Genomic DNA, 14,587 nt, shown 5'->3' with positions numbered 1-14,587 from the left:
TTTCCGCGTTTTATCAAAAGATTCATTGCTTAATTTGAGATGAATTCTAATGTTGTATATTTTATATTAATAATATTATAACTGCATAAATAGAATTTTTATGCAGTTATAATAAAGGAATCCATATTATTTTGTAACTTTTTTATTGAGATTACTATGGGAGCGCCCATAATAAAAGTAGATAATAATACCAATAAAGCTCCAAACAAAGAAACGTTCCCACGTCATAGCCGATAAATTATACATCACATAGCTGCAGCTAATTACTGCTAAACAGCCAATGGTTTTGATCCAGGGACAACGAAATGGTCTTTTTGCTTCCGGATATTTATATCGCATAACCATAACACCAATCGATGATATAATAAATGCAAACAATGTACCAATGCTGCACATTTCTGCAACAATATGAATGGGTGTAAAACCACTAATCAAAGCAACGGCAGCACCAACCACAATCGTAATACGATGCGGGGTAGCATAACGAGGATGGATTTTACAAACAGATTGCGGTATAAGTCCATCGCGGGCCATTGCAAAAAAAGCTCTGGTCTGAGCATACATCATAACGAGCAGTACTGTCGTAAGCCCGGCAATAGCTCCTGTTCCAACTACTGCTGAACCAAAATTATAGCCAATCGACCTAAGTACATAAGCAACTGGTTCCGCCGTATCAAGCTTTGTATAAGAAACATTGCCCGTCATAACACCTGTAACTGCAATATATAAAATTGTACATATAATAAGCGATCCAATGATACCAATCGGCATATCCCTTGCCGGATTTTTCGTTTCTTCGGCTGCGGTCGAGATAGCATCAAACCCAAGATAAGCAAAAAAGATAAACGCCGCTCCCGCTGAAACACCCGCAAAACCAAACGGCATAAATGGCTGCCAGTTTGTAACATCTACACTCGGACCAGCTAAAAACAAGAAAAGGAAAATTGCGGCAATCTTAATACCAACCAACGTCTTTGTAACCGTAGCACTTTCTCGAATGCCGCGAATCAATAAATAGGACAAAAATAGCGTAATTAAAATCGCTGGTAAATTCATAATGCCGCCATCAGCTGGTACAGCCGTCCATGTTTTGGAAAGTTCAATTCCAGCCGATTTCAAGAGACCAACAACATAGGCTGACCAACCACCAGCTACCGCACTAGCTCCCACCGTATATTCTAAAATAATATTCCAGCCCACAAGCCATGCCCAAAATTCGCCCACTGATGTATAAGCATAAGCGTATGAACTGCCAGCAACCGGAACCATGGAAGCTAGTTCCGAGTATGCCATACTAACAAAACCACAGGTAATACTTGCTATAACAAAAGACAGCATAAGTGCCGGCCCCGCATACTCTGCTGCTGCTACTCCTGTCAATACAAAAATTCCGGTACCAACAATAACACCTACACCAAGCATAATGATATCCACTGCACTTAATGAACGTTTTAAAGCTGACCCATCTGCATCTTTTTGATAGGCTTTAATTGTTTTTGTTCGAAAAATATTCAAAATTGCTTCCCCCTAAATTCCTTTTGCTCAAAAAACTCTACACGAATACTGATTATATCATATAATATATTTCTTTGACATGTAAAATTGTATCATTTTTACATGTCAAAATTTTCGCATAAAAAATAGATGCCTGCAAAAGGCACCTATCAATAAAGTCAAATATTAGAAAAATTTAACCAAGAAGCGCTAAAACATCGGTATTACGGTGATTACTGAGAGTCATGAGATGTAGAGCAATTGTTTGCTGCGTTTGACTCGATTTCAGATTTGTAATTTGTTTTGCCATATCACTGTCACCTGTTGTCGAAGCAGCATCCGTTACGCTAGCCGCCTGCGTTGTATAATTGCTTGCCGAAAAATCAAGTCCTTCTTGGGTCGCACCAAGCTTTGTCTGCTGCGATAATGAACTTTGTAAAGCAGTATCCACCACACTCAGCGCATCTGCAATGCCCTTTGATGAAGAAAGATCAAGTGTTGAATTTCCCTTTGAGTCTTGCAGCCCCAGTGCCTGAGCACTCATATCAGGAAGGCTCACATTGTTATAGCCATTATCACCAGCAACGGTAATCTTTGTCGACCCATTAAGAAGTGACTTATCATTAAACGTAACTCCTGCATTGTCGCTAATCTGTGAAACCGTTTGATTCACTTGCTGTTGTAACGCACTAATATCCGCATCATTATTTGTCCCATTTGCGGCTTTCAAAAGCTGATCATGGAGTGAACTTAAAGAGCTGACCGTTGAGCCAATAGCTCCATCCGCTGTTTTCAATAAGGCATTGGATGTTTGCGTATTTTGGCTTGACTGTGCCAAGGTTCCCGCTGACACATTCATCCTTGTTAAGATTTGATACCCCGAGGCATCATCGGCTGCACTATTGATTTTAAGACCCGTAGCAATGTTCTTCATGCCAGACTGAATAGCACTTGATGATGAATTCAGTGTTTTAAGCATCCCTGCTGAGTTCTGAATAGAAATTCCCATTATTTTCGCCTCCTTGTCAATTCATCTGGAAACTTAAGAACTTATATAGTATTATACATTGATTTTTACTGGTAAATCAATGTAAATTCTGTAAAAGCACTACATATTTTTTTTAATATATCGTGTATAACTCCATTGCTTCAAAAAGGTCATTAGTAATAAAAGTATCGCTGTAATAAGCAGTATCAGTGCCAGCGGATTTGTTAATAAAATAGAAAAATCACCCGCCGAAAAAGCTAAGGTATGTCGTAAATTCACCTCAATAATTGGACCTAAAATAAAGGCCAACAAAAATGGCAGCAAAGGGTACCGATAACGATTTCTAATATAACCTATGATTCCAAATAAAATAGTCAAATAAACATCAAAAAAACTCTGATGAATTAAATAGACCCCGGCAATCGTTATTACAAAAAGAATTGGCAGCAAGATCCGTCCATCCAAACGACTGCATACGGCAAAAAAATGCATGCCACAAAAGCCAAGACCAATGAGGAGCATTCCCGTTACAAATGCTCCTCCTAAAACACTGTCAATCACCTCAATATTAGGCTGTCCGAAAAAGGAAGCTGGCGACAAGCCGTGTAAAAGAAATGTCATAAAAAGAATTACCCCCAACCGAGTCCCCGGTATCCCAAATAACAGCAACGAAAACATAGAGCCAACACTGCTTGAAGCCTGAGCTGCCTGACTGGCGGCAGCAAGAACAAAAGGATTTTTCTTGCGCCGGGCAGCGCGTTTCGTATCATAACATGAAATAAATGCCGCAGCACGAGCGGCCGCCGGTATAACACTGATGAGAAGACCAATGATACTTCCTGTAACCATCGGCAGCAACATCATTTTCAACTGCCCCCAGTTTGGCAAAAAAGCAGCGATATGCTTCGTTTTTTCAAACAAGACAAAGCGTTCCAGACTGGTAAGTATGTCCGATAATACCATAACACCTAAAATAAGTGGCAGCGGGGGCACTCCATTAAATAATCTTTCAACACCATAAGTCCACCTTGAATATGTCGAAATTGGATCTGAACCAATTGTGCAAAGCAGTAAACCTAGTAACGCTGAAATCAATCCTTTCCCCACCGATTTCCCCGAAACAACGATTGCCACACAAAGGATGCAAACAAGTGCTGCAAACAGATCCGCCGTTTCAAGATCTATATTCCATTGCGCCACCACTGGTATGCCATAAAATAAAACAACAAGACTCGTAGTAAAACCAAAAAGTGAAGCCAGTTGACCGATAAAAAAATTTTCTCTGTTGTTTCTCGGTGGCTAAACCTCGAAGCAACAGAAGCCGCAGCCACCGATAAATCAAAACGCGCTCTCATAGACCCCAAAAGTAATGCCCCGTACCGACCACCCCCATAAACAGCCAGTACTAAGCCAACAGCTATAGCTAGTGGCAAATGGATTGTAAAGGGCAGTACAAAAGCTGCAACAGCTTCCGCTTGGAGTTTAGCTGTAAGACAAAAAAACATTCCACAAAACACACCTAAAAATAGAATTGGCAATAACTCCAAAAACAAACTCATGCGAAACTGACTCAAAAAAATCCCTGTATCCATAAACAATCACCTATGTATTTCTTTGTACTTTTTATTAATGCAGCAGCATCTGCAAAACACCCAGTGGCAATTCTATATCGAAAAAACGACAAAATAAGCTATGCACAATCACAGGGGTAGCTGCTGCCCCCAAAATAGCTGTGCCAATATTTCGCATATTCGCTAAATACAGCATAATAAATGTAAATATCCCTGTTGATAAAATAAAACCAATTCCTTTAAAACCGATTGGATAAAGCAAACAAAGTAGGATCAAGCAACTAACCCGACACGTTCCGCCCGCTGCCAGTTGGAATTTATCACCATTTTCACTTCGTATAATCTGAACAAAATTAACCAAAAAAGCCACAGTCAATAATAAAATGACACTACTTGGGAAAAAATCGGCACCTACATGGTTTATAGTATCCTTCGGTATTTTACTATTCAACATCCACGCCCCTGCACACAGACCCAATCCAAAAAAAGAGATAATACTATCACCAATCTTCATCACTTTGCTCCTTCCTGCGCTGCCAAAACGAACAGCCTAGAATCATAAAAATTTTTACACAGTAACTTTTTTATCAAAAAGCATGACAAAAATTTTAGCAATATACGGAAAAGCAAGCATAATAAACAAAAGTCTTACCAATTGGTATGCGGTCATTGTTGATATATCCGCACCAACTAATAACGCTGTAATTCCCATTTCCGTCAAGCCGCCTGGTGCAGTACTCAAAAAAGCTGTAACGAAGGCCACCCCTGTCAATTCGCCCACAATATACCCCATAAGCAAAGATATTAAAAGAACGACGCAAACGCCGCTGAATAAACAGGATAAAAGGCCATGATATTGTTTGATTTTAGCCAGATTGATACTTGCCCCAATGTAACTGCCCACACAAATCTGCGCAATACTGATATAAGAAATAGGAACGATAGGGGCCTCCGTTCCTGTCAGTAAAATATAAAACCCTGTACTCAAAATCGGTCCCAACAAATAAGCAGTAGGCAAATGCACGATTCGTCCCAGCACTGCCCCGCCAATTGCCACACTAGAAAAAACAAAAATAGTCGTAAGACTCACCGCTGGCATACTGGCTGCCGCCTCTGCCATATTTAAATTTCCATCATGTAAAATATGCATCGTAAGAAATGGTATTACAAAAACAACGGATAGCATTCGCATCGTCTGCATAATGGTCACAGCCGTCTGATCAGTTCCATCCATTTCTCCAGCTAACACAACCATCTGTGAAAGACCGCCCGGCACGCATCCCAATAAGCAAGTGGTAAGACTGATGTTCGTTTTTTTGTGCGTAATATACCCAATCACAACACCAGCAAACACTGTGATCAATGTCGCACAAAGCATCATCGGCAATTGATCTATAATTTTATGACCTGTTTCAATCGTAAAGGGGCGCCCCATAGCATACCCCAATAAAATCAACGCAGTATTCCGAATTTTTAGCGGCCAATAAATGCGCTGCCCTGTTTTCCATGAATAAAGTGAAACCGCCACAATAGGTCCTAATGTCCAAGGCAGGGGAACTTGCAAAAATTCAAAAAAAAAGCCAACCGGAATTCCAAGGCAGAGCACCTTGCATATATTCGTCATACACTCAACACCTGATTTTCTATGTATTTCATCCCTCCATTTTACGATAGAATAGACCCCATCGTCAAATCACTTTATCATAGAGGTAAAAAATATGCTCTATCGGATATTTCAACGCTCTTGTACCAGCCCCAATTTTCTTGTTTCATTCTATCTTCAATGCTATAATTGAAGATAGAATGAATCGAAAAAAATACAAAAGCAACTATAAAATGAATAACCCTGTTAAATTTTTCATAATTTCTTTTTATGTGTTATTCGCCATTACTAGAAAGGATTATCCCCATGCACATTAAACTAATTGCCCTCGATATGGATGGCACAACCTTAAACGAAAATCATGAGGTATCCACCATAACAAAAGATGCTATAGAGCAAGCGATTGCCAAAAATGTAGAAGTAATCATATCCACGGGTCGTACCGGCGTTGAATTAAAACCTATTTTCGATAAATTTACCAATATCCGTTATTTTATTTGCGGTAATGGCTCAAAAATTTATGACCGTGAAAAAAACATCAACATCTATCAAAATATGCTACCATTCAAAGAGTCCTCTTCCATTATGCAACAGCTTATCCAGTATGATGTCGTTCCTGAAGTCTATGCCAATGAACGAATCTATACCGATCAATATTATTACGATCATATTGATGATTATATTGATCCCACTTTGAAATCTCTTATTTTACGAAGCCTAACTCCGGTGGAGAGTATTCATGACTTTTTATTGCAACACAAAAAGCCAATAGAAAAAATTAATATTTTCTATAAAGACAGCAAAAGTAAAAACAAAATTCATTCGCTATGTACAAACATGCCTGTTACCCTAACGAGCTCATTGGATCAAAATATCGAAATCAATAGTAAAACGGCCAGTAAAGGCAATGCGCTTCAGCACCTGTGTCAACATCTGCAAATAGAATCGACCGATGTCATGGCAATCGGTGATGCTTTTAATGATATTTCTATGCTGAAATATGCAGGTTATTCCGTTGCGATGGGCAATGCAATCCCTGAAGTCAAGGAAATTGCTAAATTCACAACATTAACGAATATAGAAAATGGCGTTGCCGCGTCCATTCATGAACATATCCTAAAAAATTAAAATAAAAAATGCCCTGCCGACTCAAACGATAGCCGACAGGGCATTTTTTATTAAACTTTCAGCAAGGCTCGTATTTTCTTATAAAAAGCCCGTACGATATGCCAAGGTGAAATATCATGATTTTCAAAATACAAAAAAACAATTGGAATTGCAATCAAAGTAAAAAAGGTGGAAGACAATAACCCCCCGATTACAACCCAGGCCATACTAACTCTGGTTTCAGCCCCAGGCGTAATAGCCAGAGCCGTTGGCAGCATACCCGTAATCATCGTGATTGTTGTCATAAAAATAGGCTTCAACCTTGTTTTACCAGCTTCAATGATTGCCTGTTCAGCTGTTTTACCGCGTTCCATTAATGTTAATGTATAATCGAGCAGTAATGTACCATTTTTCGATACCAGTCCATCCATAACCAAGATACCAATTAAAGAATAAAGATTGATGGAATTATGGGTAATCGCTAAGAAAACAAGTGACCCAATCAAGCCAAATGGCAGAGAAAGCATCCGAATAGCCGGTGTAGACACCGATTCATAAAGTGTCGCTAACAGCATATACACCAATAGAAGTGATAATAGCAGTGCCTGTCCCATTTCGGTAAAGGTGCTGTTCATATTATCAGCCTGCCCGATAAACCGATATGTTACATTGTTGCCCAATTCCTTAGAACTAATATTTTTAGCTATATCATCCAGTACAGCCTGCAACTGCCGATCCGTAATATTCGCGGCGATATTGATGGACTCTTGCTTATCAACACGACGAAGCATAACCGGCCCCACTTTATCTTCGACCGAGGCTACATCGCCAACCTTCACAAAACCAGTATTCGTCTTAACGGGTATAGAACGTATATCCGAGGCTTTATATCCATCACTATCTTTTAGACGAACATAAATATCGGTGTCCTGCCCATCATTATTTGGATCATTGACCAGATATCCGGCCAGAGTTCCTGTAATGGCTCCAGAAAATACATTTTGTACATCGTTCGCTGATGTATTAAAAAATTTTAATTTTTCACGATCCACCATTAAACGAAGTTCCGGTGCACCTTCTGTATATGAACTGCGTACATCTTTAATGCCATCGATTTTATTCAAAACATCTTGAACATAATAAGAAGCTTTGACAATCGATTCTAAGTTCGAACCGCGAATTTCAATCTGTACCGGTGCAGAATTCCCGCCACCGCCGCCAGTACCAGTTCCACCTGAAACCCCAGGCATTGAACTTTGCGTTTCATTCACCTGTGCTACGGCTTGGGGGAATTTTGTTTTCAAAAATTGTCGCACTTCATCCGTAACTTGCCAAACTGTTTTATCACGATCTTTTCGGTCAACCATTTGCACACTGACCCCGCCATAATTTCCGGCTGGTTGACCCACGCTGGATAAATAATTCGTAACTTCAGGAATTTGCGTCAAATAGGTTTCAATATCCCGCACCATAACATTCGTTGTATCAATATTTTGGCCAACCGGGAATTGAACTGATATACGAAAACTCCCTTCATCGGTTTTTGGCATATATTCACCGCCAATGATTCCGGTAGGATAATATAAAGCTAAGGATGCAAAAAAGATAATCGTTACGGATATGATTATTTTTTTCGGATGATGCAAACTCCAACGCAGAAAACGCTCGTAAGAGTTGATGAATCCCTGTTCCATTCGAGCAAGTTGATCCCAAAAGACCCCTGTTGGTTCAGACAAACCATTTTTATAAAATTTAGATGCAAGCATTGGTGTTAATGTAAAGGATACAAATAAAGAACACAATGTTGCAAAAACGATCGTAAGACCAAATTGGCGAAAAAACTGCCCAGTCATACCTGTCATAAAGGCAATTGGCATAAATACAACAACATCGCACAGCGTGATAACAATTGCCGCCATACCGATCTCGCTCCGCCCGTCTTCAGCTGCAACATCGGAAGACTTGCCCATCGCCAAATGCCGGTGAATATTTTCTAAAACCACAATCGAGTCATCCACCAAAATCCCGATACATAACGACATTCCCATGAGTGACAGCATATTAAACGTAAACCCTGCCATATACATCACAAAGAACGTCGTAATTAACGAGGTTGGAATGGCAATCAAGACAGCAACGGTCGATCTCCAGCCTCTTAAAAAGAGAAATAAAATCAAACCAGTTGTGCATAAACCTTCAATTAACGCTTCTAATGTATTATGCAAAGAATCATCCACATACGTTGCCGAATTCGTAATAATTACAAATTTGTAATCTGGATATTCACTACGCAAAGAAGCCAATTGTGCCATTGTCGCTTTCGCTGTTTCAACAATATTCGCATTGCTGTTTTTATAAACAGATAAAGAAACAACATCCTGTCCATTGGTTCTGGCATAACGTGTTACCCGCTTATCTTGTTCACGTACCGTAGCCAGACTGCTAAGCGGAATCGCTACATTTTTACTATTTTCAAGATGAATTGATTCAATTTCAGCGGGAGAACTGAACTGCGCTGCTAGTCGAACATTTGTTTCTTGTTTGTTATTAAATACTGACCCTGCCGGTGTTAATACATTTTCCTGATCAATTCGAGTTGCGATTTGATTCAATGCAATATTAAAGTAAGCTAATTTATCTTTATCAACCTCTACCGCAATTTCTTTATCACGCCCGCCATCGAGCTGTACATCAGAGACACCACTCGCCCGTTGCAGTCGTTCGACAAAAACATCATTGGCTACTGTATAAACATCACCTAATGGCTTATCTGCCATAACTGATATTTCCATAATCGGTGAAGCATTGACATCCCGCTTAATAACGGTAGGTGTTTTTATGCCCGTCGGCAATTTATTCAATACTGAATTTACATACTGAGTGGCATCAATCGCCGAGGTATCTACATTCGCCCAAAATTCAAATTCCAAGGTAATTTGCGCTTTTTCCGGACGAGCCACGGCTGTCATATGTTTTAAGTTCGATAACGAAGAAAGTGAATTTTCTAATGGCTTGATTACATCTTGTTCAATTTCTTCCGTACCCGCCCCCGGATAATTCACGGTGACCGTAACATAAGGTATATTGATAGCTGGTAAAAGTTCTACGCCAATGCGATAAAAACTATACAGTCCCAAAACAACGAACAGCAGAACAATCATTGATATACCGATTGGTTTCTTGATGGCATAACGTGTTAAATTCAATTACTGTCACCTGCTTCATCACTCGCTGGCAAAATCGTCATGCCTTCTCTTAAACGTGACAAATTATTTGTTGCTACTTGTTCCCCCTCGTCAAGCCCTGATAAAATTTCTACGGTTGCATCACCACGCGCCCCAATTTTAACAGTTCGCTGGTGCACTGCCTTCTTATCATCAACAACAAATACATATTGTTCACCATTTTTTTCGAGCAATGCATCTTTACTAATAACCAAGGTATTCGGACGCAGTACTGTATTTAAAATAGACCGTGTAAACATACCACTTTTTAAGGTTCCCGCTTCATTGTCAATCAAAACCCTCACGGTATAGGTTAAATTCGTCGTATCAACACTGGGACTAATATAGATAACTTGTCCTGCAATACTCTGACCAATCGACTCAATACCTACATCTACATTCATGCCAATAGAGAACGCTGCTAAATCTTGTTCAGAGACCTGACAATCAACATACAGTTTTCGATTATCATAAATACTCAATAATTTTTGTCCCTGCGAAACAATGTCGCCAGCTTCCACTTGCCGATAACCGATTATGCCAGCCCGTGGTGCTCTCAATACTAGATCATCCCGTTGTTTTTGCGCTGCGGCAATTGTAGTCTGTGCTTTTTGAGCATTCGCCTGTGCGGATACAATCGAAGCCGGTACACCTTGATTCATTTGGTTTGCAATTACATCCAAGTTTGCTTTTGCATCAGCCAATGCCTGCTGACTTGTTTCAAACTCCTCAAGCGATATGCCGCCAACATCAAAAACTTGTTTATTGCGGCGATAACTTGCCAAGGCTTTATCATAATCGGCCTGCACTTTATCATAATTTGCATTTACTGTTGAAGCCGTTGTCATTGCATCGGCAGAAGCCTGCTGATAGGATGCTTGATTTTGTCCAATAGAAATATCGGCATCGCCGGTATCCTGAACAACTAGAATCTGCCCAGGTGTAACTACCTGTCCCAATTCTACATTGACTGTATTCACTTTGCCCTGATATTTTGCAGCAATATCAACTTGTGCCTGTGGCAGCGTCTGCCCAACTAAAGATATGGTTTTAATTAAATCAGTACGCGTAACTGCAGCAACCATTACTGTAGTTTGAACATTTTTTTTAGACACAACAACATTATGTACGGATAAACGGTAGATACCAAAAATACTCAAACAAACAAAGATAAAAACACTAACAATTAGAATATTTTTACTTTTTTTATTTTGCACAAAAAAGTTATACTTCATTCTCCCGGTCCCTTCTTTTTACCAAATTAAAATTTTACTACAATGAATCCAAACTCTGCTCATCAATTTTTCGTGACTCTCTATAATTTATAATTCCTATTTATTTGAATAGTACTGCATTTAGCCTATACTGTCTAGTAAATTCTATTTTATGGAATTTACTAGACAGTAACCGTAATTTGAGCACCCCCTCCGATCCTTATAATGTACAAATCTAAAATGCAGCTAATTTTTCAACAATGAAAAAGATTTGCTGCTTGTAGACCTATACCTATAATGCTATGATAAACAATGAAAATGAAAAAAAGAAGGTAGTTTAATGTTGAACCGAAAAGAAAAAGTTTTTATTGTAAGTATAATATGTATTTTTTCGATTAAAACACCGTTGGTTCTAGCGATGGATCAAGATATTCCCAGCCATGGCATAACAATCGCAGAAAGCCCAAATTTAAAAGCCTATACGAAGCAGTGGGAAACAGCTCCAAGGATAACATCACATTATGACAAAAATAATCCTGCTTCCTGTTCACCTTTACTCACATGGACGAAAAACCTCAATGCCGTAAAATATGAAGTCGAATTTTTTACCACTTTACCCGACGATCTGCAAAACACACAGCTTTCGCGGGATCATATTTATTTTTCACGCAGCATCTACAGCAATGGTTATAACCCGCCACTCGATAAATTCGCCCCAGAATTATTGGGCAAGCAGGCTCTATATTGGCGCGTGCGAGCCATCGATTATGATGGAAATCCAATCAGCCTTTTCTCTGTCCCCGAAGCACTCTATACGGATCCTGCCAAAGAAAATATGAAAGCACCGATTTTAACGGCACGTTATAACCAAGGCAATGGAACCACTTTGCTTTATCCCGTGTATAGCTGGATTCCAAATAGTGGCGCAAAACAATTTGAAATTGAACTACTTTCTGCGCCACCAGAAAATCATGATGGTATTACCCCCTCTCGCTATCGCATTGCGGCTTTTACCACGAAACTATGCGATTATTATGATAAACAGCCACGTTCCTCGTCTAAACCTTTTTACTGGCGAGTCCGCAGTCTTGATGCAACAGGAAACCCGATTGGTGTCTATTCTAAAGCTGATTCCTTTACTGTTACACCCGCCTCAGCCTGGCAAACCGCAGTTTATGGCGACAGTATTACCCATGGCGGCGGACATATGTCATATGGACCAGCGGACTGGGAATATAGTTATGAAACCTATCTAAATTTCCCTGTAATAAATTTGGCACTCAGCGGCGATACAAGTGAAGCCCTGATGGATCGTTTTGATCGTGATGTCCTGCCATTTCATCCCCATTACCTGATTATCATGGGCGGCACCAACAGTCTGCGTGGTGGTTATTCCGCCGATTCGGTCATTTATAATCTGGAAACCATCAAAATAAAATGTTTAAAAAACAATATTAAACCGATTTTTTTGACTTTACCTCCTATTAATCCAGAAAACATCAAAAAAGTCTTTGGTGAAAATTCGGCTCCCGACTGGCAAAACCAAATGAATCTGGTCAATCAATATATTCGCAGCCAAGTCTACATCGACATTGCGGCCGCCTTGCCATGTCATAATGGTATATTAAGTGACGGCTTAGCCCTTGATGGACTGCATCTTGATGTAGTAGGTAAAAAAATCATGGCCCAAACGATCAATCAGGTCTGGCCCTCTATAACGAAACAAGCTGACGAACAAACACTCCCTACAGAAAATTCCCTATAATGCTATATTTTATATTAATTTCACGAACCAAGTTGTATTATTTTTAAATATCATTGTATTTAAAAATAAATCGTATTACAATTATAATTAGAATTATGTTTAAGTAAGATTAATTATTGTGATAAGAAGGGTGATCTATGATGCAAGCAATTGAAATGAAAAAAGGAATTTATTGGGTTGGTGCCATTGATTGGGCTTTGCGGAATTTTCATGGGTATGAAACCAGCCGTGGTTCAACGTATAATGCATATCTGATTATCGACGAAAAAATAACACTTATCGATACCGTCAAAGAAGGCTTTACCGATGAACTCATGCAGCGTGTTTCATCGATTATTGATCCGTCGAAAATTGACTATGTAATTTCCAGCCATTTGGAACGCGATCATTCGGGAGCAATTCCTGCCGTTATGAAGTATTGTCCAAACGCAACCGTTGTTACCAGTCTCCCACATGGACTCAAAGGATTAAAATCCTATTATGGCGAGTATAAATATCAGGGTGTTAAGGCCGGTGATACAATTAGCATCGGTACCAGAACCTTACAATTTGTCACAACGCCAATGCTTCACTGGCCGGACAGTATGATTACCTACTGCCCCGAAGAAAAAATTCTCTTCTCGAATGATGCATTTGGTCAACATTATGCAACAAGCGGTCGTTTTGACGATGAATGCCCTATTTCACAAGTGATGGAAGAAGCAAAGAAATATTATGCCAACATCTTAATGCTTTATGGTCGTCAAGCTGAAATAGCGTATAAAACTGTATCAGGTCTCGATGTAGAAATGATCGCAACTGGTCATGGCGTTAACTGGCGCTCTCATGTAAAAGAAATCCTTGCCGGCTATAAAGAGTGGAGTACCGCGATTCCAGAGACCGGTGCTGTTGTCGTCTTTGACAGCATGTGGCATTCAACCGAAATCATGGCTACCGCGATTGCAGAAGCTTTTACTGTGAAAGGTATTGAAACAAAGTTATATGATTTAAAAGTAAATCATATTTCTGATATTGTTACCGAAGTTCTCACAAGTAAATATATCGCTGTTGGTTCGCCAACCTTAAATAATATGATGATGCCTACCGTTGCTGAATTCCTCTGCTATCTGCGTGGTCTCTCACCGAAAAATCGGCAAGCATTTGCTTTTGGTTCTTATGGCTGGGGTGGACAAAGTATTGCACAGGTTGAAGAAGAACTTAAAAAGTGCGGATTTACGATCTGCCTCGACAAAATTCGTTTAGAAAATATCCCAAATCAGAAGCAGTTAGCTGAAATCACACAAAAAATAATTGACCTTTAAAAAGGGGCTGTGAAATAATGCCCCTATAAAAACAAAAGAGGATCACTAGCTCGAAAGAGCCGCTGATCCTCTTTTTGTGTTAAAATTTTACATAGCACATGAAAAATTCAAACATACATTATTTTAAAACAAAACAGGCAGTTTTGCCACTGTTTATTTCAGATTATCTGAATATCTGTGATCCCGTGCTGGTTTTTGACCGATTTATGGAGGAAATCGACTTGGAGAAATACCTGAAAAATGTTCCAGCTCACTTTGCTGGACGTATCAGGTATAACCCGACCAGCATGTTGAAAACAATCTTATTCGGATTTATGACA

General features: G+C 39.5%; 12 protein-coding genes. 4 read left to right on the top strand and 8 right to left on the bottom strand.

Annotated features, from left to right (window positions below):
• Positions 1–126: 126 nt before the first annotated feature.
• The 6 genes from BMY14_RS11265 to BMY14_RS11240 all read right to left on the bottom strand — a co-directional run bounded on the left by BMY14_RS11265 (position 127) and on the right by BMY14_RS11240 (position 5,677).
• The gene (locus BMY14_RS11265) at positions 127–1,515 is read right to left on the bottom strand and encodes an amino acid permease (protein WP_091831790.1); all 1,389 of its coding nucleotides are present in this window, start codon (positions 1,513–1,515) and stop codon (positions 127–129) included.
• Between the two features lie 175 nt (positions 1,516–1,690).
• Positions 1,691–2,503: a flagellin gene (locus tag BMY14_RS11260; RefSeq protein WP_091831788.1), complete on the bottom strand. Its 813-nt coding sequence runs from the start codon at positions 2,501–2,503 to the stop codon at positions 1,691–1,693.
• A gap of 99 nt (positions 2,504–2,602) precedes the next feature.
• Complete coding sequence (locus BMY14_RS11255) at positions 2,603–3,691, bottom strand: tripartite tricarboxylate transporter permease (protein ID WP_342741766.1); 1,089 nt, start codon at positions 3,689–3,691, stop codon at positions 2,603–2,605.
• Positions 3,664–4,074, bottom strand: a complete 411-nt coding sequence (locus tag BMY14_RS11250) for a hypothetical protein (RefSeq protein ID WP_091831784.1) — start codon at positions 4,072–4,074, stop codon at positions 3,664–3,666. The genes BMY14_RS11255 and BMY14_RS11250 overlap by 28 nt, the downstream gene beginning before the upstream one ends.
• A 34-nt stretch (positions 4,075–4,108) precedes the next feature.
• The gene (locus tag BMY14_RS11245) at positions 4,109–4,567 is read right to left on the bottom strand and encodes a tripartite tricarboxylate transporter TctB family protein (protein WP_091831782.1); all 459 of its coding nucleotides are present in this window, start codon (positions 4,565–4,567) and stop codon (positions 4,109–4,111) included.
• Between the two features lie 54 nt (positions 4,568–4,621).
• Positions 4,622–5,677, bottom strand: a complete 1,056-nt coding sequence (locus tag BMY14_RS11240) for an AbrB family transcriptional regulator (RefSeq protein ID WP_091831780.1) — start codon at positions 5,675–5,677, stop codon at positions 4,622–4,624.
• A gap of 285 nt (positions 5,678–5,962) precedes the next feature.
• Between BMY14_RS11240 and BMY14_RS11235 the strand changes: the two genes are divergently transcribed.
• Positions 5,963–6,784, top strand: coding sequence for a Cof-type HAD-IIB family hydrolase (locus tag BMY14_RS11235; protein ID WP_177177561.1), 822 nt, complete (start codon positions 5,963–5,965; stop codon positions 6,782–6,784).
• Positions 6,785–6,834: 50 nt separating this feature from the next.
• Here the strand turns inward: BMY14_RS11235 and BMY14_RS11230 are convergent, their stop codons facing one another.
• Both BMY14_RS11230 and BMY14_RS11225 read right to left on the bottom strand, forming a co-directional pair.
• Complete coding sequence (locus BMY14_RS11230; RefSeq protein WP_091831776.1) at positions 6,835–9,969, bottom strand: efflux RND transporter permease subunit; 3,135 nt, start codon at positions 9,967–9,969, stop codon at positions 6,835–6,837.
• Positions 9,966–11,222, bottom strand: coding sequence for an efflux RND transporter periplasmic adaptor subunit (locus BMY14_RS11225; protein ID WP_091831774.1), 1,257 nt, complete (start codon positions 11,220–11,222; stop codon positions 9,966–9,968). Before BMY14_RS11225 ends, BMY14_RS11230 begins: the two co-directional genes overlap by 4 nt.
• A 319-nt stretch (positions 11,223–11,541) precedes the next feature.
• Here BMY14_RS11225 and BMY14_RS11220 point away from each other — a divergent pair, with 319 nt between their 5' ends.
• From BMY14_RS11220 to BMY14_RS11210, 3 genes are all read left to right on the top strand, one after another.
• Positions 11,542–12,966: a GDSL-type esterase/lipase family protein gene (locus tag BMY14_RS11220; RefSeq protein WP_091831773.1), complete on the top strand. Its 1,425-nt coding sequence runs from the start codon at positions 11,542–11,544 to the stop codon at positions 12,964–12,966.
• Between the two features lie 140 nt (positions 12,967–13,106).
• Positions 13,107–14,267 (top strand): FprA family A-type flavoprotein, encoded by a 1,161-nt coding sequence (locus tag BMY14_RS11215; RefSeq protein ID WP_091832054.1) that lies wholly within the window; start codon positions 13,107–13,109, stop codon positions 14,265–14,267.
• A 98-nt stretch (positions 14,268–14,365) separates the two neighbouring features.
• Positions 14,366–14,587, top strand: a 222-nt coding sequence (locus tag BMY14_RS11210; RefSeq protein ID WP_483878439.1) for a transposase, incomplete at its 3' end; no start/stop codon positions are given.

This window comes from Propionispira arboris (assembly GCF_900109225.1).
GTDB lineage: Bacteria > Bacillota > Negativicutes > Selenomonadales > Selenomonadaceae > Propionispira > Propionispira arboris.
Note: the sequence above shows the minus strand (reverse complement) of the source record. Positions and strands in the feature narration are given on the sequence as shown.